The 21,122-nt window shown below is 54.6% G+C and carries 21 protein-coding genes and 1 tRNA gene; 13 read left to right on the top strand and 9 right to left on the bottom strand.

The features are described from left to right. Positions 1–8: 8 nt before the first annotated feature. Positions 9–608, bottom strand: a complete 600-nt coding sequence (locus H3L95_RS00410; RefSeq protein ID WP_003755057.1) for a CDP-alcohol phosphatidyltransferase family protein — start codon at positions 606–608, stop codon at positions 9–11. A 117-nt stretch (positions 609–725) separates the two neighbouring features. Between H3L95_RS00410 and queC the strand changes: the two genes are divergently transcribed. Together queC and H3L95_RS00400 are read left to right on the top strand one after the other, a co-directional pair. Then, positions 726–1,385: a 7-cyano-7-deazaguanine synthase QueC gene (gene queC, locus H3L95_RS00405; RefSeq protein ID WP_003755055.1), complete on the top strand. Its 660-nt coding sequence runs from the start codon at positions 726–728 to the stop codon at positions 1,383–1,385. An 81-nt stretch (positions 1,386–1,466) separates the two neighbouring features. Beyond that, the gene (locus H3L95_RS00400; RefSeq protein ID WP_003755054.1) at positions 1,467–2,219 is read left to right on the top strand and encodes a DUF4336 domain-containing protein; all 753 of its coding nucleotides are present in this window, start codon (positions 1,467–1,469) and stop codon (positions 2,217–2,219) included. Between the two features lie 134 nt (positions 2,220–2,353). Here H3L95_RS00400 and H3L95_RS00395 read toward each other — a convergent pair whose 3' ends face one another. The 5 genes from H3L95_RS00395 to folP all read right to left on the bottom strand — a co-directional run bounded on the left by H3L95_RS00395 (position 2,354) and on the right by folP (position 7,904). Then, complete coding sequence (locus tag H3L95_RS00395) at positions 2,354–3,145, bottom strand: TatD family hydrolase (RefSeq protein ID WP_003755052.1); 792 nt, start codon at positions 3,143–3,145, stop codon at positions 2,354–2,356. 5 nt (positions 3,146–3,150) lie between these two features. Then, entirely contained in the window at positions 3,151–4,143 is a 993-nt protein-coding gene (locus tag H3L95_RS00390) for an asparaginase (RefSeq protein WP_040667890.1), read from the bottom strand. 292 nt (positions 4,144–4,435) lie between these two features. Next, on the bottom strand, positions 4,436–5,119 hold the full coding sequence (locus H3L95_RS00385; RefSeq protein ID WP_003755047.1) for a DedA family protein: 684 nt from the start codon (positions 5,117–5,119) through the stop codon (positions 4,436–4,438). Between the two features lie 304 nt (positions 5,120–5,423). Then, positions 5,424–6,761, bottom strand: a complete 1,338-nt coding sequence (gene glmM / locus H3L95_RS00380; RefSeq protein ID WP_003743468.1) for a phosphoglucosamine mutase — start codon at positions 6,759–6,761, stop codon at positions 5,424–5,426. Positions 6,762–7,049: 288 nt separating this feature from the next. Then, complete coding sequence (gene folP, locus H3L95_RS00375) at positions 7,050–7,904, bottom strand: dihydropteroate synthase (RefSeq protein WP_003755045.1); 855 nt, start codon at positions 7,902–7,904, stop codon at positions 7,050–7,052. A gap of 145 nt (positions 7,905–8,049) precedes the next feature. On the opposite strand from folP, the gene H3L95_RS00370 reads away from it, so the two are divergent. Then, positions 8,050–9,243, top strand: a complete 1,194-nt coding sequence (locus tag H3L95_RS00370; RefSeq protein ID WP_003755039.1) for an amino acid aminotransferase — start codon at positions 8,050–8,052, stop codon at positions 9,241–9,243. Between the two features lie 104 nt (positions 9,244–9,347). On the opposite strand, the gene H3L95_RS00365 is transcribed toward H3L95_RS00370, so the two are convergent. Next, positions 9,348–9,423, bottom strand: a tRNA-Arg gene (locus H3L95_RS00365). Positions 9,424–9,709: 286 nt separating this feature from the next. On the opposite strand from H3L95_RS00365, the gene H3L95_RS00360 reads away from it, so the two are divergent. The 6 genes from H3L95_RS00360 (at position 9,710) to H3L95_RS00335 (ending at position 14,239) form a co-directional block, all read left to right on the top strand. Further along, positions 9,710–10,567, top strand: a complete 858-nt coding sequence (locus H3L95_RS00360; RefSeq protein ID WP_003755035.1) for a c-type cytochrome — start codon at positions 9,710–9,712, stop codon at positions 10,565–10,567. Between the two features lie 408 nt (positions 10,568–10,975). After that, entirely contained in the window at positions 10,976–11,716 is a 741-nt protein-coding gene (gene recO, locus H3L95_RS00355) for a DNA repair protein RecO (RefSeq protein WP_036529507.1), read from the top strand. A 60-nt stretch (positions 11,717–11,776) separates the two neighbouring features. Then, positions 11,777–12,505, top strand: a complete 729-nt coding sequence (gene pdxJ / locus H3L95_RS00350) for a pyridoxine 5'-phosphate synthase (protein ID WP_045073938.1) — start codon at positions 11,777–11,779, stop codon at positions 12,503–12,505. A gap of 52 nt (positions 12,506–12,557) precedes the next feature. Beyond that, positions 12,558–12,935, top strand: coding sequence for a holo-ACP synthase (acpS, locus tag H3L95_RS00345; RefSeq protein WP_003755026.1), 378 nt, complete (start codon positions 12,558–12,560; stop codon positions 12,933–12,935). A gap of 76 nt (positions 12,936–13,011) precedes the next feature. Next, the gene (locus H3L95_RS00340) at positions 13,012–13,815 is read left to right on the top strand and encodes an NUDIX domain-containing protein (protein ID WP_003755024.1); all 804 of its coding nucleotides are present in this window, start codon (positions 13,012–13,014) and stop codon (positions 13,813–13,815) included. Position 13,816: 1 nt separating this feature from the next. Further along, positions 13,817–14,239 (top strand): hypothetical protein, encoded by a 423-nt coding sequence (locus H3L95_RS00335; protein WP_003755022.1) that lies wholly within the window; start codon positions 13,817–13,819, stop codon positions 14,237–14,239. 117 nt (positions 14,240–14,356) lie between these two features. On the opposite strand, the gene H3L95_RS00330 is transcribed toward H3L95_RS00335, so the two are convergent. Further along, entirely contained in the window at positions 14,357–14,500 is a 144-nt protein-coding gene (locus H3L95_RS00330; protein ID WP_003755018.1) for a hypothetical protein, read from the bottom strand. A 478-nt stretch (positions 14,501–14,978) separates the two neighbouring features. Between H3L95_RS00330 and hisC the strand changes: the two genes are divergently transcribed. The 4 genes from hisC to parE all read left to right on the top strand — a co-directional run bounded on the left by hisC (position 14,979) and on the right by parE (position 20,047). Continuing rightward, complete coding sequence (gene hisC, locus H3L95_RS00325) at positions 14,979–16,058, top strand: histidinol-phosphate transaminase (RefSeq protein ID WP_003755015.1); 1,080 nt, start codon at positions 14,979–14,981, stop codon at positions 16,056–16,058. Positions 16,059–16,087: 29 nt separating this feature from the next. Further along, complete coding sequence (gene hisB, locus H3L95_RS00320) at positions 16,088–17,071, top strand: imidazoleglycerol-phosphate dehydratase HisB (RefSeq protein ID WP_003755013.1); 984 nt, start codon at positions 16,088–16,090, stop codon at positions 17,069–17,071. A 396-nt stretch (positions 17,072–17,467) separates the two neighbouring features. Then, positions 17,468–17,992 (top strand): RNA pyrophosphohydrolase, encoded by a 525-nt coding sequence (locus tag H3L95_RS00315; protein ID WP_003743450.1) that lies wholly within the window; start codon positions 17,468–17,470, stop codon positions 17,990–17,992. A gap of 69 nt (positions 17,993–18,061) precedes the next feature. Next, complete coding sequence (parE, locus tag H3L95_RS00310) at positions 18,062–20,047, top strand: DNA topoisomerase IV subunit B (RefSeq protein ID WP_182096180.1); 1,986 nt, start codon at positions 18,062–18,064, stop codon at positions 20,045–20,047. A 91-nt stretch (positions 20,048–20,138) separates the two neighbouring features. Here the strand turns inward: parE and H3L95_RS00305 are convergent, their stop codons facing one another. Continuing rightward, positions 20,139–21,107 carry an intein-containing protein gene (locus tag H3L95_RS00305; RefSeq protein ID WP_259345822.1) on the bottom strand — a complete coding sequence of 323 codons (969 nt, stop codon included), beginning with the start codon at positions 21,105–21,107 and terminating at the stop codon, positions 20,139–20,141. Positions 21,108–21,122: the final 15 nt, after the last annotated feature.

Raw genomic sequence — 21,122 nt, 5'->3', positions numbered from 1 at the left:
AATGGGTTTCAGACGACCTTTAAGCCGTTGACGACGCGCTTATAGCAGGTGTAAACCAGTGCCGCGCAAGCCAACCACATGACGACGTAGAAAACCGCATGGAAGCTGCCCGCCACCGCATACCACACCGCCAGTACGCCGATAAAGAACGCGCGGTCGCTCTTGCCGAACGGCCCGTCATAACGCCGCCCGTTGCCGTGTACCTGCCCCAACACGCCGCAAAATTCGGTCATTGCCGCCAGCCAGACAAACAGGCCGATTTGTGCGCCGTCAAACGGGGCGATAAAGGCGAAAGGCAGATACAGCGCGGCATCGGCGGCGACATCGGTGATTTCGTTCAGATAGCCGCCCAATGCCGACTGCTGACCGAACTCGCGCGCCAGCATTCCGTCCACCGCGTTCAACGCCATGCGGACAAACAGCCACACTGGCAACAGCCAAAACAAGGCAGGAACCTGCGCGCCGAGCGACAGCAACAGCCCGACCGCGACCGACACCGCGCAAGCTGCCAGCGTAACCTGATTGGCGGTTACCCCCTTTTGATAAAGCCGGCGCACCAGCGGGCGAAGCAGGTTTTGGAATTTGGGTTTAAGGGCGTAGATGCTCATGATTATGCCGTATGAAAAAACGAAGTGCCGCGATTATAGACGAAATCCGTTATAATCCGTCAACTTTCCCACCACGCGGTTCGCAAACCTCCCGCGTTACCAAAACTAGGATTCACCATGCAAAACCAACAAGCCTTGGTCATCTTCTCCGGCGGACAGGATTCCACCACCTGCCTGATTCAGGCGATTCAAACCTACGGGCGCGAAAACGTCCAAGCCATCACTTTCCAATACGGGCAACGCCACGCCGTCGAGCTGGAACGCGCCCGCTGGATCGCGCAGGATTTGGGCGTCAAACAAACCGTACTCGACTTGAGCCTGATGCAGCAGATTACGCACAACGCCCTGATGGACGACACCGCCGCCATCGAAACCGCTTCAGACGGCCTGCCCAATACCTTTGTGGACGGACGCAACGCCCTGTTCCTGCTCTACGCCGCCATCTACGCCAAAGGACAAGGCATCAGGCACATCATCGCGGGCGTGTGCGAAACCGACTTCTCCGGCTATCCCGACTGCCGCGACGTGTTCGTCAAATCCATGAACGTCACCCTCAATCTGGCGATGGACTACGCCTTCCAAATCCACACCCCGCTGATGTACCTGACCAAAGCGCAAACTTGGGCGCTGGCGGACGAAATGGGTGCGCTGGACTACATCCGCGAGCAGACCCACACCTGCTACAACAGCATCGTCGGCGGCTGCCACGAATGCCCAAGCTGCGTGTTGCGCGAGCGCGGGCTGGCGGAATATTTGGAAAGCAAGAAGGCCGTCTGAAAAAGTGTTCCGTTTGGAGTGGGAACGTCTGCGGCAAGAGGGCGGTCGAATAATAAGCCGAGAACAACTGTAAGGGCCGTCATGACCGACAAAATCCATCTCTACCACCCGCTCCATACCCTGAAACCTTTTTCAGACGGCATCTGGATTGCCGACGGAAAAGTCATACACATGAATTTTCCGCTGGGCATCAAAGTGCCGTTCAGCACCCGCATGACCGTCGTGCGCCTGAACGACGGCGGGCTGTGGTGTTATTCGCCGGTTGAACCCGTGCCCGAACTGCTGCGGCAAATCGATGCGCTCGGCGAAGTCCGCCATCTGGTTTCGCCCAACAAAATCCACTACGCCCACATCGCCGCGTGGAAACGGCATTACCCGCAGGCGCTTGCGTGGGCAAGTTCCGGCGTGCGCGAACGGGCGGCGTCGCAGCATATTGCCGTTTGTTTCGATGCCGACCTCGGTGCCGCCGCGCCGCCGCAATGGGCGGACGATTTGGCGCAATTGCCGTTTGCGGGCAGCGCAGCGATGGAGGAAACCGTGTTTTTCCACCGCGCGAGCCGAACCCTGATACTGGCCGATTTGATTGAAAACTTCGAAACCGTCAAATTTCCCAGCCGCTTTTGGGCGGGCGTGATGAAACTGACGGGTATCGCCGACCCCGACGGCAAGGCCCCCGCCGACTGGCGCGCCACCTTCAAAGACAAAACCGCCGCCCGCGCCTGCCTGAAACAGATGCTGGACTGGCAGCCCGAAAAAATCATACTGGCGCACGGCCGCTGCTACGAAACCGGCGGCACGGACGAACTGCGCCGCGCGTTCAGATGGCTGGATTAGCCCTGCGGCGGCTGTTTTGTTGAAAAATATAGTGGAAATCCACTATAAAAAGCCACAGCAGCGTGCAAACCACTATGGCTTCCCATACGACCAAAGGTCGTCTGAAAACATGATTCCGATAAGACGGAACGTTTTCAGACGACCTTTTCTGCTGCCAGCAACATTTCCACATTCTGCTCGGTCGCTTCGGCTATCTCTTCAACGGCAACGCCGCGAATTTCAGCGGCGATGGCGGCGATTTGGCGGATGTTGGCGGGCGTGTTGATTTCGTTTTTCAGCATATACGGGCTGTCGGTTTCCAAGACGAAATCGGTGTCATTCAAGGTTTTGAGGGTTTCGCGTATTTTTCGTGCGTTCGGGTTGAGCAACAGCGAACCGATGCCGATTTTGAAACCTAATTTCGTCAACACGCGCGCTTCTTCCACGCTGCCTGAAAACGCATGAACAATCCCGCCTTGGGCAAAGCCTGTCTGTTTGACGGCGGCGGAGATGGCGGCGGTGGCTTTGAGATTATGGATAATCACGCGGCGACGCAGGGTTTGTGCGATGGCAAGCTGGCGGCTGAAGACTTGGATTTGCCGTTCTCGCTGCGACGGCGTTTGGGTTTTGTCGTAAAAATCCAAGCCGATTTCGCCGACCCATGCCGTCGGACGCGCTTGCAATGCTTGTTCCAAACGCTGGAAATCCGGTTCGGAAACGTCGTCTGAAAACCAAGGATGGATGCCGAGCGCGATATGGATGTTGCCCCAAAGCAGGTTTTCAGACGACCTTTGCACCAAATCCGCCACGTCCTGCCAATCCTGCGGCCGGGTCGCGGGAACGATAAACCGCCCTACCCCTGCCTCCCGCGCGGCGGTCAGGATATGCGGCAGGTTTTCGCGCAGGGCGGGATCGGCGAGGTGACAATGGGTGTCGGTGAAGTTCATCGGTTTCACACTAATTTTAGTCTTACCAATTCTTTGTGAACATCTTCCACCCCCCAGCCTTGCGATACAGCGAGGGTCATGAGTGCGGTGGCGGTTTCGAGGTTGCATTTTCCACCGTTGATGATGCCCGAATTGCGGAACGCGTTGCCTTGCGCGTAAACGGCGGCGGTTCTGCCTTGTCGGACTTGACTGATGTTGAGCAGCAGTTTTCCTTGCTGCGTAAAGTCTCGAATGGCGCGGATGAAGCCTTCGTCTGCGGGGGTGTTGCCGTGTCCGTAGCTTTGAAGGATAAGGGCGTGGGCGGGAAGCTGTGCGAGTCCGTCCGCAAGTTCTTGGACGGCAAAGCCGGGGATAAGCGTGCGGACGGCGATTTTTGCCTGCGGGTCGGGATAGCGGATTTTGAGGTCGTCTGAAACATCTGCCGTATCTTGGGACGGGACGCGGATATGGTGCCAGCCTTGGGTTTCGTCCCATTCGGCGATGGCGCCGAAATGCGGATTGTCGAAGCCTGCGGCGGTTTCGGTGCTGACTTTGCTGCTGCCGACGGCGGGATAAAGTTTGCCGTCAAAGGCGATAACGGTTTGTTTGAGCTTGAGGCTGAAGGCGGCGACGGCGGTGGAGAGGTTGCGCGGGGCATCGCTGTTTTCGGCGGCGTAAGGCCATTGGGAGCCGGTCAGGACGATGGGTTTGCCCAAACCTTGCAGGGCGAGCGCAAGGAGGTTGGCGGTGTACGCCATGCTGTCCGTGCCGTGCAGTATCAGGATGCCGTCGCAGGAAGGCAGTTTGGCGGCGATGATGTCCAGCCAGTCGCGCCAGTGTTGCAGGGTGACGGAGGAGGAATCAATCAAAGGATTGCAGACGTGCCACTCGAAGTCGAGGTCGTCTGAAAAGGGGGAAAGGGCTTGGCTGACAAGCGCGGTATCTGGGCGCAGGCCTTCGCTGCTTTGGGTCATGCCTATGGTGCCGCCTGTGTAGAGGACGAAGATTTTTTGTTTCATGGACATCATCGGGTCGTCTGAAAATAATGATGCGGCTTATTTAACTATATTTCGGACAGGCTGGCAATTTGGCGGCGTAGACGGTTTTCAGACGACCTTAAAATGAAAAAGCACCCCGAGGCTGCCGATATTTGATTTTCCAAGTGGATTTTTATTCACGAAGCGGGAGATTCAAGGCGGAAGCCGCAACAAGGTCAGAGACCTTGCGAGAATTTCCAACGCGGAAGATACCGCTTTGGATAAAAAACACGGAAACTATTAAATATCGGCAGCCTCTTTAGGGTGCTTGATTTTATTGTTCGCTTTGCGCGGCTTTTTTGGCTGCCTTGGCGGCTTTGCGCTGCGCCCGCTTTTCGCTCAATTTGGTACGGTAGAACTGGAGGCGCTGGCGTTTTTTCCACCAAAACCAGGCCAACACCACTGCCAATATACCCAAAACAGTAAAGATACCGGATTGCAGGCTGTGCATTTTTGCCATCAGCCAATCGATGTTGTTCGCGCCGTATTCGCCCAAATAAATCCACACCGGTACGGAAATCAACGCGGCAAGCCCGTCCATCAGAATGAAGCGGGTATAGGAAACTTTGCGGCTGATGCCTGCGGTCACGAAAACGGCGGTACGCAAACCGGGCAGGAAGCGGGCGACGAACAATACCCAGTTGCCGTATTTGTCGAATTTCTCCTGCACCTGCGCGTAACGCTTTGGCGTCATCACGCGGGCAATGGGTTTGAACTTGAGAATTTTCTGCCCCCACACGCGTCCGGCGACAAACATAAATCCGTCGCCCGCCAACACGCCGAGCATACCGACGACAACCATCCAATGCGAATTGGTGTACCCCAAGCCGGAAATCACGCCGCCTGTCACCAGCGTCAAATCTTCGGGAATCGGCACGCCAAAGCCGCAAATGACCAAAACGAAAAACACGGCCGCATAGCCGTAATGTGAAAAAAGGGCTTCTAAAAAGGCAAACATGGCGTATCCGTCGGTTGTAATGTGGAGGGGAAATTCATTTGAACTGAATGTTGTATTTTACCAAAGATAGGGTCGTCTGAAAGAAATAACAAGGCAGGTTATGAAAATAGGCGTCAGCAATATTGTTTGATGCTTTTCAGACGACCTCGAATCCTAAAAAACACAGTGGATTAACCTTAAACCGGCATGGCGTTCCCCCACCTTGCCCTGATTCAAAATTAATCCACTGTACCACCGTTCCCGCTTGCGTGGAAACGACGGCAGTTCCAAGGTTTGCTAAAAACCTATTGATTTTTCGACGGTATTACTGCTTACCGGTGATGGCTGCTGCGATGCGTTCCGCGCCTTTTTTCGCCCAGTCCGCCTGACGCGCTTCTACCATGACGCGCACGACCGGTTCGGTACCCGATGCGCGCAACACGACTCGGCCTTTGCCTTCGAGTTCTTTTTCCACTTCTGCCAACACGTCTTTCGAGGCTTCCTGCCATTTCTGACCTTTTTGGATGCGCACGTTGATCATGGTTTGCGGATACGGCTGCCAATCGGCGCAAACGGTGGCGAGGTCTTGGTTCAGGATTTGCAGTGCCGCCAAAACTTGCAGCGCGGAGATGATGCCGTCGCCGGTATTGTGTTTGTCCATACACAAAATATGGCCGCTGGCTTCGCCGCCGATGAGCCAGCCGCGTTGGTTCAGCTGTTCCAATACATAGCGGTCGCCGACTTTGGCGCGGCAGAAATCGACGCCCTGCTCTTTCAGGGCAATTTCCATCGCCATATTGGTCATGACCGTACCGACCACGCCGCCGATGTTGATACCTTCTCGGGCGCGGGCTTTGGCGATGACGTAAATCAGGCTGTCGCCGTCGTACACTTTACCGTTGCGGTCGACCATCATCAGGCGGTCGCCATCCCCGTCCAACGCGATGCCGTAGTCGGCTTCGTTTTGCAATACGGCAGCCTGCAAGGCTTTGGGATGGGTTGCGCCGCATTTTTCGTTGATATTGTAGCCGTTGGGTTCGTCGCCGATGCTGACAACTTGTGCGCCAAGTTCGTGGAACACTTTGGGCGCAACGTCATAGCCTGCGCCATGCGCGGTATCGACCACCAATTTCAGGCCGCGCAAATCCAAATGGCTGGGGAAGGTGGATTTGCAGAATTCGATGTAGCGGTCGTCCGCGCCGTTGATACGGCGCGCGCGTCCGAGACGGGCGGACGGCTGGGTTTTCATTTCCTCGTCGATTTTGGCTTCGATTTCCAACTCGATTTCATCGCTCAGTTTCACGCCGCCTTCGGCAAAGAATTTGATGCCGTTGTCAGAATAGACGTTGTGCGATGCGGAAATCATCACGCCGGCGGACAAACGCAGCGCACGGGTCAGATAAGCCACACCCGGCGTAGGCAGCGGGCCGGTTTGGATGACGTTGACACCTGCGGCGGTAAAACCCGCCACCAGCGCGGCTTCGAGCATATAGCCGGAAATACGCGTGTCTTTGCCGATCAGGACGGTCGGCTTCTGCCCGCCGTCATGCTGCACCAATACCTGCCCCGCCGCATAACCGAGTTTCAATACGAAATCGGGAGTAATCGGAAATTGACCGACTTCGCCGCGCACGCCGTCCGTGCCGAAATATTTTTTTGCCATGAGTTTGCTCCGTGAGGATGTTTTTTAGAATGGGGTTACCCGTAAATGTCATAACGGGCAGTATAAGGGGTTTTATGCAAAACTATTGGGATTTATGTTTAGCGTCATTAGATTGCGCCTGAGCGGTATAGTTTCTTATTTTATCAAAATACGGAACAAGTTAACCGGATTAAACAAACAGGTCGTCTGAAACCGCCAAACTCGTTTTCAGACGACCTCTTTATCACCACTTCAGGGACTGCCGACATTTCATTTTCAAAGTGTTTTTTGTTTGCAAAGCAGAAGCCATTAAATGCCGGTAATGCCTAAGGCGTCCCACACCTTCAACGCATCTGCCGTCTCCTTCACATCATGCACCCGAACGATTTGTGCGCCGCGCGCTACGGAAGCCAAAGCAGCCGCCACGCTGCCGTGTACGCGTTCCGCCGCATTTGCCTCGCCGGTCAGCTCGCCTATCATGCGTTTGCGCGACACGCCGATCAGCAGCGGGAAACCCGTTTCCGCCATCAATTCGGGCAAATGCCGCATCAGCGCGATATTGTGTTGCAGGTTTTTACCGAAACCGAACCCCGGATCGAGCGTGATGCGTTGCGGAGCGATGCCTGCCGCGATACATTCCGCCGCCCTCTCTTTCAAATACCGCGCCACTTCACCGACAACATCCTGATATTTCGGATTAATCTGCATGTTTTCGGGCAAACCCTGCATGTGCATCAGGCAAATGCCCGTGTCCGCCTGACGTGCCAGCAATTCGACCGCGCCCTCGTCGGTCAACGCCGCTATATCATTAATAATATCGACGCCGCCGAGCGCCAACGCTTTTTCCATAATCACCGTGCGGCGCGTGTCCAAACTGACGGGAACGCCCCACCCCGCCACTTCCGCCAATACAGGCTTAACCCGCGCCCATTCTTCTTCAGGCGAAACATAATCCGCACCCGGCCGCGTCGATTCGCCGCCGATGTCGAGAATGTCCGCACCCTCTTTCAAAAGCCGTTCGGCGTGTGCCAAGGCTGTTTGGGCATTTTGCGAATATACGCCGCCGTCGGAAAAAGAATCGGGTGTCAGATTGACGATACCCATGATTTTCGGCTTGTCCAAACCGATTTCAAACCTGCCTGCCTGCCAGATGCGCGTGGTCATGATGTTGTTCCGTAAAATAATGAAGACGAAATTATAGGTCGTCTAAAAACATCATGCAGCTTTCAGACGACCCCGTTTTACAAATCCTGCCGTTTAATGCAAAAATCAGGTTTCCCGTCCCCATCCGTCTGACAAAGGAAGCATCATGTACCGCCACATCGAATATTACCCCGGCGACCCGATTTTAAGTTTGGTCGAAACCTTCAAAAACGACCCGCGCCCCGAAAAAGTCAATTTGAGCATAGGCATTTATTTCGACGATGAAGGCAAAATGCCCGTATTGGAATCCGTGAACCGTGCCGAAACCGCCCGCGCCGCCACGCCTGCGCCGTCGCCCTACCTGCCGATGGAAGGCTTGAACACTTACCGCAGCGCGGTGCAACATTTATTGTTCGGCAAAGACAACCCCGCGCTCGCGCAAGGACGCATCGTTACCGTACAAACCTTGGGCGGCTCGGGCGCGCTCAAAGTCGGGGCGGATTTCCTGCACCGCTGGTTTCCCGAAGCGCGCGCCTACGTCAGCGACCCGACTTGGGACAACCATCGCGGCATTTTTGAAGGCGCAGGTTTCGAGGTCGGCACTTATCCTTATTACGACCCCGCCACCGTCGGCGTGAAATTCGACGAAATGACCGCGTTTTTCAACACCCTACCCGAACACAGCGTCCTAATCCTGCACCCCTGCTGCCACAACCCGACCGGCGTGGATATGTCGGAACAGCAATGGGACGAAGTGTTGCACATCATCAAAACGCGCAAACTGATTCCGTTTATGGACATCGCCTACCAAGGCTTCGGCGGCGATTTGGACAGCGATGCCTACGCCATCCGTAAAGCGGTGGAAATGGAATTACCATTGTTCGTCAGCAATTCCTTCTCGAAAAACCTGTCGCTCTACGGCGAGCGCGTCGGCGGTTTGAGCGTGGTTTGCCCGAATAAAGAAGAAGCGGAATTGGTGTTCGGACAGCTCAAATTCACCGTCCGCCGCATCTACTCCAGCCCGCCCGCACATGGCGCGCATATCGCCGCCGATGTGATGAACAGCCCGGAACTTTACGCCTTGTGGCAAAAAGAAGTCTATGTCATGCGCGACCGCATCCGCGCCATGCGGCAGAAACTTTATGATGTCTTGACCGCCCAAATCCCCGACCGCGATTTCACTTATTTCATCAAACAGCGCGGCATGTTCAGCTACACAGGATTGAGCGTGGAACAAGTCCGCAGGTTGCGCGACGAATTTGCCGTTTACCTGCTGGATTCAGGCAGGATGTGCGTCGCCGGGCTGAATGCTTCGAATATCGCCTATGTTGCCGATGCGTTTGCCGAAGTGTTGAAATAAAGCGCAAAAAGTAAAAGGTCGTCTGAAACCTGATGTAGTTTTATTTGAAGTAAGTCAAAAGGCCGCCCGAAAAATTTTCATCTTTCAGACGGCCTCTCTATAATTGGCGCACCCAACAGGGATCGAACCTGTGACCTCCAGCTTCGGAAACTGACACTCTTCCAACTGAGCTATGGGTGCGAAGAAGGCGTAAGATTAACGCAAATCCCGCCTGTTGGCAAAGCCTATTATGCAGGATGGCGCAAACAAGACAAATTTGAAGAAAAATCCCATAAAATAATCAACAACATACAAAACCCACCCCCTAACAGGCGGCAAAAAACCGCCGCCTTTGCGTATATTTTCCACAAGAGCGATTGGAAAGCCCTTGTGAATTCAGTATAATCCAGCAAAATATTGTTAACTGCGTTTAACACACCAAACTATAACTCAAAGCACAACCTAACCTAACGGCGAGGCCTACCAAATGAAACAACTCCGCGACTCAAAAGCCCAAGGCTCTGCATTGTTTACCCTTGTGAGCGGTATCGTTATTGCCATTGCAGTCATTTACTTCCTCATCAAATTGGCGGGCAGCGGCTCGTATGCAGACGTTGCCCAATCTTCCGAAACTGCCACCCAAACCCGCATCCAGCCCGTAGGACAGCTTACCTTGGGAGACGGCATTCCGGTAGGCGAACGCAAAGGCGATCAGATTTTCAACAAAATCTGTATCCAGTGTCACGGCGCAGACAAATCCGTCCCCAACGCACCGAAAATCGAAAATAACGGCGAATGGGCTCCCCGTATCGCACAAGGCTTCGATACCCTTTTCCAACACGCTCTGAACGGCTTTAACGCCATGCCTGCGAAAGGTGGCGCAGCCGATTTGACCGACCAAGAACTCAAACGCGTCATCACTTACATGGCGAACAAGAGCGGCGGTACCTTCCCTGATCCGGATGCCGCAGCACCTGCCGATCAAGCCGCTTCAGGCAATGCAGCCGCCTCCGCACCGGCCGCTGCCGGCTCCGCCCCCGCAGCCGATGCACCTAAAGCCGAAGACAAAGGCGCAGCCGCTCCTGCAGCTTCCGGCGCAGACGGTAAAAAAGTTTTCGAAGCAACCTGTCAGGCATGTCACGGCGGCGCAGTCCCCGGCATTCCAGGCATAGGTAAAAAAGACGAATGGGCTTCGCGTATCAAACAAGGTAAAGAAACCCTGCACAAACACGCTCTCGAAGGCTTCAACGCCATGCCTGCAAAAGGCGGCAACGCCGGTCTGAGCGACGATGAAGTCAAAGCAGCGGTCGACTACATGGCCAACCAATCAGGCGCTAAATTCTGATTTGTTCAAAAAACGCCCGCCATATATCCCATCAAAAACGCACCTTTAAACAAGGTGCGTTTTTTTTTGCAGCCGTTCGCCATCCTAAAAGATATAGTGGATTAAATTTAAATCAGGACAAGGCTACGAAGCCGCAGACAGTACAGATAGTACGGAACCGATTCACTTGGTGCTTCAGCACCTTAGAGAATCGTTCTCTTTGAGCTAAGGCGAGGCAACACCGTACTGGTTTAAAGTGAATCCACTATACAAATCGACCAGACCCATCGATTGATTTTGCCTTACCCTTTCCCTCTTGATATTCAAAGCATTCTAAACAACAAAAATATTTTCAGACGACCTCCTACCCGCTTTGGTAAAATGCACCACACCATAACCCACCCCTTCCACACTCCCGACCAACTGCCCATGACCAACCAGCGCATCAACCACGAACCCGTCTTCCTGCTTGCTTCCGCCCCTTGGCGCGAGAGCAGTTTGTGGGTGGAAGTGTTCAGCCGCCGTTACGGGCGCGTGGCTTTGCTGGCAAGAAGTGCGCGCAAGCGGCAGAGCGAGTTGCGCGGCGTGTTGGTGCCGTTTGTACCGGTCAGTGCCTCTTGGTACGGTTCGCAAGAATTGAAAACGCTACACCGCGCGGAGTGGATAGGCGGCTGGCCGCAGCCGCAAGGCAGGGCTTTGTTCAGTGGCTTATATATCAACGAACTGATGCTCAAGCTGACAACCCGCGAAGACCCGATACCCGAGCTTTACGACGCGCTGGAAGCGGTAATGCGGGCGGTATGCGGCGAAAGCGGTCATACCGCCGCGCTGCGACGCTTTGAATGGACTTTACTCAACCGCTTGGGATTCGCGCCCGATTTGTTCCACGATGGCAACGGCGAAGCAATCCGTGCCGAAGAAACCTACTGGCTGACGCCTGAAAACGCGGTCGTTCCCATCGAAGAAGCCGAACGCTTCAATCCACGCAATCATGGTGTGGCAATCGGCGGCGACATTTTGATCCAGCTGCGCGAAGGCGATTTCACCCACCCCGAAAGCCTCGGGCAATCGCTAAAAATCACGCGCCTGCTGATTGACAACCTCCTGCCCGAAGGCATTAAATCCAGACAGGTTTTGCAACAACTCCAGCAATTCAGTTTCGGCGTTTAACTTTTTCAGACGACCTTTTCCATCGGCAGGTCGTCTGAAAATCCAAAGAAAGGACACATCATGCTCTTAGGTGTAAACATCGACCACATCGCCACCGTCCGCAACGCCCGCGGCACGACCTATCCCAGCCCCGTAGAAGCGGCATTGGTCGCGGAAACACACGGTGCAGATTTGATTACCATGCACCTGCGCGAAGACCGCCGCCACATCAAAGACGCGGACGTGTTCGCCGTCAAAAACGCCATCCGCACGCGCCTGAACCTTGAAATGGCGTTGACCGAAGAAATGCTGGAAAACGCGCTCAAAGTCATGCCGGAAGACGTGTGCATCGTGCCTGAAAAACGTCAGGAAATCACGACCGAAGGCGGTTTGGACGTTTTGGCGCAACAAGAAAAAATCGCCGGGTTCACCAAAATCCTGACCGACGCAGGCATCCGCGTCTCGCTCTTCATCGATGCAGACAACGATCAAATCCAAGCCGCCTATGATGTCGGTGCGCCCGTTATCGAGCTGCACACCGGCGCATACGCCGATGCACACAGCCACGCCGAACAAATCAAGCAATTCGAGCGTCTGCAAAACGGCGCGCATTTTGCCAGCGATTTGGGCTTGGTCGTCAACGCCGGACACGGCCTGACCATACACAACGTTACCCCCATCGCCCAAATCCTCGCCATCCGCGAGCTGAACATCGGGCATTCGCTGATTGCCCAAGCCCTCTTCCTCGGCCTGCCCGAAGCCGTCCGCCAGATGAAGGAAACCATGTTCAGGGCAAGAATGCTGCCTTGATAGGCGACACCCACCTTTTCAGACGACCTTCTCTCAACAAGGAGACCACCGCATGATTTACGGCATAGGCACAGACATCGTTTCCCTCAAACGCATCATCCGCCTGAGCAAAAAATTCGGACAAGCGTTTGCCGAGCGCATCCTTACGCCCGAAGAACTGCTCGAATTTCCGCAAGCAGGCAAACCCGTCAACTACCTTGCCAAACGCTTCGCCGCCAAAGAAGCCTTCGCCAAAGCCGTCGGCACGGGCATACGCGGCGCGGTTTCCTTCCGCAACATCGGCATCGGGCATGACGCATTGGGCAAACCCGAATTCTTCTACGCCCCCGCCCTGTCCAAATGGCTGGAAGAACAAGGCATCAGCCGCGTCAGCCTCAGCATGAGCGACGAAGAAGACACCGTGTTGGCATTCGTCGTTGCCGAAAAATAAGACAATACCCATTGGCAGGTCGGATTCCCAAATCCGACCTTTCCGAATTTTCAGACGACCTTCCACCCCTATCCCCATGACCCAAGACACCCGTCCCCTTATCCGCGTCGTTGCCGGCATCTTGCTCAACCAAGACGGCGACTACCTGCTCAGTTCCCGCCCCGAAGGCAAGCCCTATGCCGGATATTGGGAATTTGCCGGCGGCAAAGTCGAAGCGGGCGAAACCGACTTCCAAGCCCTGCAACGCGAGTTTGAAGAAGAACTCGGCATCCGCATCCTCGCCGCCACGCCTTGGCTGACCAAAATCCATTCCTACGAACACGCCCGCGTCTGCCTGAAATTTCTATGGGTAAACCCCGACCAATGGACGGGAGAACCCCAATCCCGCGAAGGACAGGCATGGTCGTGGCAAAAAGCGGGCGATTTCAACGTCGCCCCCATGCTGCCTGCCAATGGTCCGCTGCTGCGCGCCCTTTCCGTCCCACGCCGGCTTCAAGGTCGTCTGAAAACCGGTTTGTACGGACAAAACAGCACCGGCGAATACCGCGTCGCGCCCTACTCCCTAGCCGAACCGCACCACGCCAACATCCTCATCTCAGAAACCGAACTGCGCAAGCTCGGCAAGCTGCCCCAAGCTCAAAGCGTTTGGGTGTCGGTACACACCCGCGAACAATGGCAACGCGTGCAAGATGCCGACGTCGTCGTTTGGCAAGTCAACCACGAAGCAAGCGCACGGCAAGTGCTTGAAATATTAGAACAAGGCGTATCCGTTCCGCTGGTTGTCGCCGCGCCCGAAACACTGGTTTCAAGCTACCGCGACCGCTGGCTCTCGACAGGCGCACACGCCGTCCTGTCTGACAATGACACCGAGGTCGTCTGAAATGGTCAAAAACCGCAAACTCCTCCTCGCAGGCGTCCTCCTCATCCTCTTCGCCGCCGCCAAACTCCTGCTGCTGGACTGGTGGCAAAAACAACAGCCTCAAGCCCGCGCCGCCGAGTGCGACCTCATCAAAGGCTGCACCCTGCCCGACGGCTCGCACGTCCGCTCCACCCCCATCAGCCACCGCTCCGCCTTCGACATCACCGTCGAAAACACCCCGGCCGAAACACAGCAAGTCAGCATCAGCTTCAGCATGAAAGACATGGACATGGGCTTCAACCGCTATATGCTCCAACAACAATCCCCGCGCACTTGGCAAGCGCGCCAAATCCACCTGCCCGTCTGCGTTGAAGGCAGACGCGACTACATCGCCGACATCACCATAGGCGGACAGACTTTTCAGACGACCTTTACTGCCCAATAGGCTTTCTACGCGTATTCCGCAAGAAAACTTTTCGTCGAATGGCTCATCACGGATTCAATTTCAATCAGAAACCTGAAAAGAGTGCCTATAACATGAAAGCGATTGTTTAGATGTTTTTCACACTAAACAATCGCTTTCTTCAGGTTTGCACAACATAAAGCCATGCCGGTTTATATTGAATTCCCCATCAAGCTGATAAGCTAAAAATCCCATTAAAATCAAAATATCAATTCCATATTCAATATATTGGGATTCCGCCATCAAACCGTTTCCAATCCGCCTCCTTTATTCTTTATCCCTAACCCATCCCCCGCGCCGACAAACGTAAAAGAAACAGATGCTGCACATTATCCAATCATATCCCAACCCCTTAAAAACAAATGAAAATATAGTGGATTAACTTTAAACCAGTACGGCGTTGCCTCGCCTTGCCGTACTATCTGTACTGTCTGCGGCTTCGTCGCCTTGTCCTGATTTAAATTTAATCCACTATATTAAAAACCCACCCGTATCACAACCTAATGTTTCCAAATCTCCCTATTTAAGTTTGCTTATCAATAAAAACAGACAAAGCAGCCCAAGAATATTCAAAAAATATCTTTGAATTCAATATTTATATCAAGCCTTCATTATAAAAATAATATAAATACCCCATTTATTAATTATATTACTGTCAACACTCTGATTTTGTGCTATATTGTGACGAAATAACCATTATTCAGAAATTGAGAAGAAAACTATGAAAACCGCCTCCGACTTCATCCGCGACGACATCAAATCCATGTCCGCCTACCGAATTGCCGACTTGCCCGAAGGCTTCATCAAGCTGGATGCGATGGAAAGTCCGTATCATCCGTTTGCCCGTTTCCCAGAGCTGTCAAACGAATGGCTGCGGCTGATTGCCCAAGCGCCGATTCATCTTTACCCCAATCCCGCCGCCAGCGGGCTTCAGGAAACTTTAAGAAAAGCCTTCGATATTCCTGAAGCTGCCGCCATCGCTTTAGGAAACGGCTCGGACGAGTTAATCCAATTCATGACCCTGCTTGTTGCCCAATCCGGCGCGACCATGCTTGCGGTTGAACCGAGTTTTGTAATGTATCGGCACAATGCCGAGCTGTACGGTATGAATTATGTCGGCGTGCCGCTCAATGAAGATTTCACGCTTGATTTGCCTGCCGTTTTATCCGCCATCGACAAACATCAGCCCGCGTTGATTTTCATCGCCTATCCGAACAATCCGACAGGCGTATGCTTCCGCCGCGAAGAAGTGGAAGCCATTATCCACGCGGCGCGCGGTATCGTCGTTGTCGATGAAGCATACGGCGCATTCAGCCGCGACAGTTTTCTGCCGCAGGCGGGCAGCATCGAAAATCTGGTCGTGATGCGCACCATCAGCAAAATCGGTTTTGCCGGACTGCGCATCGGCTATGCGGCAGGAAGCCCCGCCGTAATGGGCGAGCTGGCGAAAATCCTGCCGCCCTACAATATGAACCAATTAAGCTTGGCGACCGCCAAATTCGCCCTGCAACACCACGACGCGATTCAGACGACCATCGATATTTTAAAAGCCGAACGCGAACGCGTTTTCAACGAATTTTCCGCCATGGGTCGTCTGAAAGCCTTCCCCAGCGAAGCGAATTTCATTACCGTGCGCGTTCCCGATGCAGACGCATTGTTTAACACGCTTAAAGAAAACCGCATCCTGATTAAGAAACTCCACGGCACGCATCCGCTTTTGGCGCAGTGCGTCCGCATTACCATCGGCAGTCCCGAGCAAAACGATGCCGTACTGGACATTATCCGCAAGCTTTATGCCTGATTTTTTAAAACCTCACAGAGAGTAAACCTATGACCATCACTCAACTCCACCTTGCCAATTTCCTGCAGCTTGTCGAAGAAGCAGGCTCACTGACCAAACTTGCCCGCAAATGCGGTTACGACAACGCGGCATCCCTGTCCCAGCTGAAACGCCGCCTTGAAGAGCAGGCAGAAGACGAAAAAGCGCGCGGCATCCGCCCCAGCCTTGCCGCCAAACTCGAAGCCGGCATGCACAAACGCAAAGGCTGGTTAAACCGCGACCACAGCAAAGACAGAGAAAAAGCCGCAGCCGCCGAAGCCGCCCGCCAAGAGCGTGCCGCCCAAGCAGCCGCAGCCGCCGCACCGGCATTCCATATGCCCGCAGAAGGCCGCGCAGTCAGCATCACCCGCAACACCAGCGAAACCCAAATCACCCTCAGCCTCAACCTCGACGGCACCGGACAATACCGTTTCGACACCGGCGTACCCTTCCTTGAGCATATGCTTGCCCAAGTCGCCCGCCACGGCATGATCGACCTCGACATCACCTGCAAAGGCGATTTGCACATCGACGACCACCACACCGTCGAAGACATCGGCATCGTACTCGGACAAGCCCTGAAACAAGCCTTGGGCAGCAAAGCCGGCATCCGCCGCTACGGCCATGCCTACGTCCCGCTCGACGAAGCCTTGAGCCGCGTTGTCATCGACCTCTCCGGCCGCCCCGGACTCGTGTACAACATCGACTTCACCCGCGCCCTCATCGGACGTTTTGACGTTGACCTGTTTGAAGAATTCTTCCACGGTGTCGTCAACCACAGCATGATGACCCTGCACATCGACAACCTCAGCGGCCACAATGCCCACCACCAAGCCGAAACCGTATTCAAAGCCTTCGGCCGCGCCCTGCGCATGGCGGCAGAATACGACCCTCGTATGGCAGGACAAACCCCGTCCACCAAAGGCACTTTGAGCGACGAATCCGTTGCCGTTGAAGTTACCGTTGAAAAAGAAGAAGCACAAAGTGAAGAGTAATCCGCTTTAAAAAAAGGTCGTCTGAAAACCTATTTCCCGGTTTTCAGACGACCTTTTCGTTTGCAGCAGGCATTGTTCAAAACAGCAATCGGCAAAAACATCACAAATGAAAGCAGAAAGCATCCGCCCCGCCCTCTTTCCCGCATCGATGTAAATCCATCTTAAATCGCAGACAAACCAAACAAAATAAAAATCCATAGTTCAAATCTCACCCACAGATTCCGTTCTTCAAAAGCATCTCGTCAAACCACGCACCCTATTTCCCTATCATCGCCTCAAAACCCCAAAAAGGTCGTCTGAAAACAGGCATAACAAGTTTCCAGACAACCTCCGATTTGTCAAACCCGCCCGATTTATGGGAAAATCGCACGATTGAATTTAACGAAGGGCGACACCGTGTTAGACAGAGAAGGCTATCGCCCCAATGTCGGTATCATCTTAATCAACAACCGCAACGAAGTCTTTTGGGGCAAGCGTGTGCGCGAACATTCGTGGCAGTTTCCACAAGGCGGCATCAAGCCGGGCGAAAGCCCTGAAACCGCCATGTACCGCGAGCTGTACGAAGAAGTCGGGCTGCTGCCGCAACACATCAAAATCGTCGGCCGCACGCGCGACTGGCTGCGTTACGACGTGCCGAGCCACTGGGTACGCCGCGAATGGCGCGGTTCGTATCGCGGGCAGAAGCAGATTTGGTATCTTTTGCGGCTGGTCGGGCGCGACAGCGACATCAATCTGCGTGCCTGCCACCATCCTGAATTTGACGGCTGGCGTTGGCACCAATATTGGGCTCCCGTTGACGAAGTGATTGATTTTAAACGCGACGTTTACTTGGGGGCATTAAAAGAACTCTCCTCCCGCTTCCTGCGCGGCATGGAAAGCTACGAAGACTTTACCGCGCGCCTGCCTTTTGACAACCGATAAAATAACGAAACGCAACGCTTTCAGGTCGTCTGAAAGCGTTGTTCTTCCTTTCAGACGACCTCTTCCCCTATGACTAAAAACAACCAATACAGCGAATCCAGCATCACCGTCCTCAAAGGCTTGGAGCCGGTCAAAGAACGTCCCGGCATGTACACCCGCACCGACAGCCCAACCCACATCTGCCAAGAAGTCATCGATAACGCGGCGGACGAGGCGTTGGGCGGTTTCGCCACTGAAATCGACGTGCGCATCCACGACGACGGTTCGCTTTCCGTACACGACAACGGGCGCGGCATTCCCGTCGGGCTGCACCCTGTCGAAGGCGTGCCCGTGGTCGAACTCGTGTTCACCCGTCTGCACGCGGGCGGTAAGTTCAATAAAAAAGACGGCGGCAGCGCGTATGCCTTTTCAGGCGGCCTGCACGGCGTGGGCGTATCCGTCACCAACGCCCTCTCCACCCGCCTTGAGGTCACCGTCAAACGCGAAGGCAAAATCCACCGCATCGTGTTTGCCGGTGGCGATGTGGTCGAACCGTTAGCGGAAGTGGGCAAATGCGCCGTCAAAGACAGCGGCACCGAAGTACGCGTCTGGCCGGACGGCAAATATTTTGAAAGCCCGAATTACAGCATTCCCGAACTCGAACGCCTGCTACGCGCCAAAGCCGTGCTGCTGCCGGGTGTGCGCGTTTCCCTGACCCGTCCGGTCAAAGGCGAAGACGAAGCGCATACCCAAACCTGGCACTACCCCGACGGCCTGAAAAGCTATCTGACCGACCTGATTGCCGACGCGCAGGAAGCCGTGCCGCTGTTCTCCTGCGAAAACTACATTTCAGACGACCACAACGGCGATTTCAGCATCGGCGAAGGCGCCGCGTTTGCCCTGACCTGGCTGGAAGAAGGCTCGTGCGCCAACGAAAGCTACGTCAACCTCATCCCCACCCCGCTGGGCGGCACACACGAAGCAGGCTTGAAACAAGCCGTGTTCAACGCCGTCAACAACTTCATCAACCTGCACAACCTTTTACCGCGCGGCGTGAAAGTGCAAAGCGACGACGTGTTCAGCAAAACCGCCTTCGTCCTCTCCGCCCGCGTCCTCGATCCACAGTTCCAAGGTCAGACCAAAGACAAGCTGACCAACCGCGACGCGTTGAAACTCGTCGCCGCCGTATCGGGCGACCCTTTGGAATTGTGGCTGAACCAAAACGTGGACTTCGGCAAAAAAATCGCCGAACTCGCCATCCGTCAGGCACAGGCGCGGATGCGTTCGGTTAAAAAAATCGAAAAGAAAAAAGGAAGCGGCGTCGCCGTCCTGCCCGGCAAACTGACCGACTGCGAGAGCGAAGACATCCGCGAAAACGAACTCTTCCTCGTCGAAGGCGATTCCGCCGGCGGCTCCGCCAAACTCGCCCGCGACAAAGCCACCCAAGCCATCCTGCCCCTGCGCGGCAAAGTGCTCAACAGCTTCGAAGTCCACCCCGACCAACTCTTCGGCAACGCCGAAATCCACGACATTTCCGTCGCCATCGGCGTCGATCCGCACGGCATCAACGACAATCCCGACTTAAGCGGCCTGCGCTACGGCAAAATCGCCATCCTGTCCGATGCCGACGTGGACGGCTCTCATATTCAAGTTTTGCTGTTGACCCTGTTCTACCGCCACTTCCCGAAACTGGTCGCCGACGGACACATCTACGTCGCCCAGCCGCCGCTGTTCCGCGTCGATGTCAACGCACAAGGCAAAAGCAAACCTGCCCGCAAATTCTACGCCCTCGACCAAAACGAACTTGACAGCATTTTGGAGCGGCTGCAAAAAGAAGGCGTCAAAGAAACCGCCTATTCCATCAGCCGTTTCAAAGGCTTGGGCGAGATGAACCCCGACCAGCTCAAAGACACCACCATGCACCCCGACACCCGCCGCCTGTTGCAGGTACAAATCCCCGAAGGCGCGGATGACGAAACACGCGACATCTTCGTCAAACTGATGGGCAAAGGAGAAGCCGCCGCCCGCCGCGCATGGATGGAACGAGAAGGCGATACGGCGGAGTTGGATATTTGACGCCGTTGGTTTGAAAAGCAAAAAGGTCGTCTGAAAATTTCAGACGGCCTTTGTTGCAAACAGCGGCGTTACGGTTGCCCGCCGTCGCGGATTACCGGGCTATCCACCCGGCTGCTCCGCAGTTCTGGTTGTGCACTAGAATTCCCCCTGTATCCACACAGTAGGTGTGGTAATCCTCAACCTCGATGTTATAAACCGTGGTGCGGTAGGGGCGGTAATGCCGTTGTCCGTCCTCGTCCACATACAGCAGGTTCTCGTCATTTGGTACATCCGCCCAATCCAATGTCGGAGAATTCAGCGATTCGTCAGTTAGAACCATCTCATAGCTGTTGCCTAAATCCGACTCTTTCCAGCCGTAAGCCAGATTGGTTGGCTGTGCCCATGCTTGATCGGTATCGCGGTAGGCATACAGCGGGCGGTAATCCTCTACTACATAATAATCACGAACACCCAACACCACGTCTCCGCGCTCAAGCTGGTCGGCGCGCTTCCACACCGGTTGTTCGTACAGCCGCATTTCATAGGGCGTGTGCTTAAATGCCCACAGGGCTTCGTATCTCGCCCTTCCTTCATCCCCGGCAAACACGTCTTCACCATCGTCGTAATCGCAGCCCTTCCAATAGGCACCGAGCTTACCGAATTGGGGATGCTCAAGAATCAGGTTGGTAACCACGCCGTACACGCAGAACGGGTGGTTTGGGGTAGCTATTAAAATTCGACCTCCTCCACTTCTTTCAGGAAATTGAGAAAATTTCAGCATCACCACTTCCTTGTCCTCATAACGGAAGGTGTTCACCACCCGCTTGGGCACGGCCTCGCCGATGCCGTTTTCAGGGCGCGACATCACCAAATCGCCCACCTTCAGTTCGTCTATCGGCGTCCAGCCTTCTTCCGTTTCTACCAAGGCGCCCTTCATAAAGCCGCCCATGCCGGAGGATAGGGCGTTTTCTACAGCGTGTTGTCCATTCAATTTGTTCATATTGTTTCCCGAAATTGTGTTTTTAAAAGTTTCTGATTGGAAAAAATAGCTATGATAAATACCCCATTCATTGCCGCTCATTAGGTCGTCTGAAAG

The organism is Neisseria sicca (genome assembly GCF_014054945.1).
In the GTDB taxonomy this organism is placed as follows: Bacteria; Pseudomonadota; Gammaproteobacteria; order Burkholderiales; family Neisseriaceae; genus Neisseria; species Neisseria sicca.
The sequence above is the reverse complement of the archived record's forward strand: the minus strand, read 5'-3'. Positions and strand labels throughout refer to the sequence as shown.

Coding starts and splice junctions, on each gene's coding strand:
- H3L95_RS00395 (WP_003755052.1), bottom strand. CDS start 3,145: ATGAACTTCACCGACACCCATTGTCACCTCGCCGATCCCGCCCTGCGC.
- glmM (WP_003743468.1), bottom strand. CDS start 6,761: ATGGCAAAAAAATATTTCGGCACGGACGGCGTGCGCGGCGAAGTCGGT.
- H3L95_RS00360 (WP_003755035.1), top strand. CDS start 9,710: ATGAAACAACTCCGCGACTCAAAAGCCCAAGGCTCTGCATTGTTTACC.
- H3L95_RS00370 (WP_003755039.1), top strand. CDS start 8,050: ATGTACCGCCACATCGAATATTACCCCGGCGACCCGATTTTAAGTTTG.
- H3L95_RS00340 (WP_003755024.1), top strand. CDS start 13,012: ATGACCCAAGACACCCGTCCCCTTATCCGCGTCGTTGCCGGCATCTTG.
- H3L95_RS00305 (WP_259345822.1), bottom strand. CDS start 21,107: ATGAGCGGCAATGAATGGGGTATTTATCATAGCTATTTTTTCCAATCA.
- H3L95_RS00410 (WP_003755057.1), bottom strand. CDS start 608: ATGAGCATCTACGCCCTTAAACCCAAATTCCAAAACCTGCTTCGCCCG.
- H3L95_RS00330 (WP_003755018.1), bottom strand. CDS start 14,500: ATGGCGGAATCCCAATATATTGAATATGGAATTGATATTTTGATTTTA.
- queC (WP_003755055.1), top strand. CDS start 726: ATGCAAAACCAACAAGCCTTGGTCATCTTCTCCGGCGGACAGGATTCC.
- parE (WP_182096180.1), top strand. CDS start 18,062: ATGACTAAAAACAACCAATACAGCGAATCCAGCATCACCGTCCTCAAA.
- pdxJ (WP_045073938.1), top strand. CDS start 11,777: ATGCTCTTAGGTGTAAACATCGACCACATCGCCACCGTCCGCAACGCC.
- H3L95_RS00390 (WP_040667890.1), bottom strand. CDS start 4,143: ATGAAACAAAAAATCTTCGTCCTCTACACAGGCGGCACCATAGGCATG.
- folP (WP_003755045.1), bottom strand. CDS start 7,904: ATGACCACGCGCATCTGGCAGGCAGGCAGGTTTGAAATCGGTTTGGAC.
- H3L95_RS00400 (WP_003755054.1), top strand. CDS start 1,467: ATGACCGACAAAATCCATCTCTACCACCCGCTCCATACCCTGAAACCT.
- H3L95_RS00335 (WP_003755022.1), top strand. CDS start 13,817: ATGGTCAAAAACCGCAAACTCCTCCTCGCAGGCGTCCTCCTCATCCTC.
- acpS (WP_003755026.1), top strand. CDS start 12,558: ATGATTTACGGCATAGGCACAGACATCGTTTCCCTCAAACGCATCATC.
- recO (WP_036529507.1), top strand. CDS start 10,976: ATGACCAACCAGCGCATCAACCACGAACCCGTCTTCCTGCTTGCTTCC.
- hisB (WP_003755013.1), top strand. CDS start 16,088: ATGACCATCACTCAACTCCACCTTGCCAATTTCCTGCAGCTTGTCGAA.
- H3L95_RS00385 (WP_003755047.1), bottom strand. CDS start 5,119: ATGTTTGCCTTTTTAGAAGCCCTTTTTTCACATTACGGCTATGCGGCC.
- hisC (WP_003755015.1), top strand. CDS start 14,979: ATGAAAACCGCCTCCGACTTCATCCGCGACGACATCAAATCCATGTCC.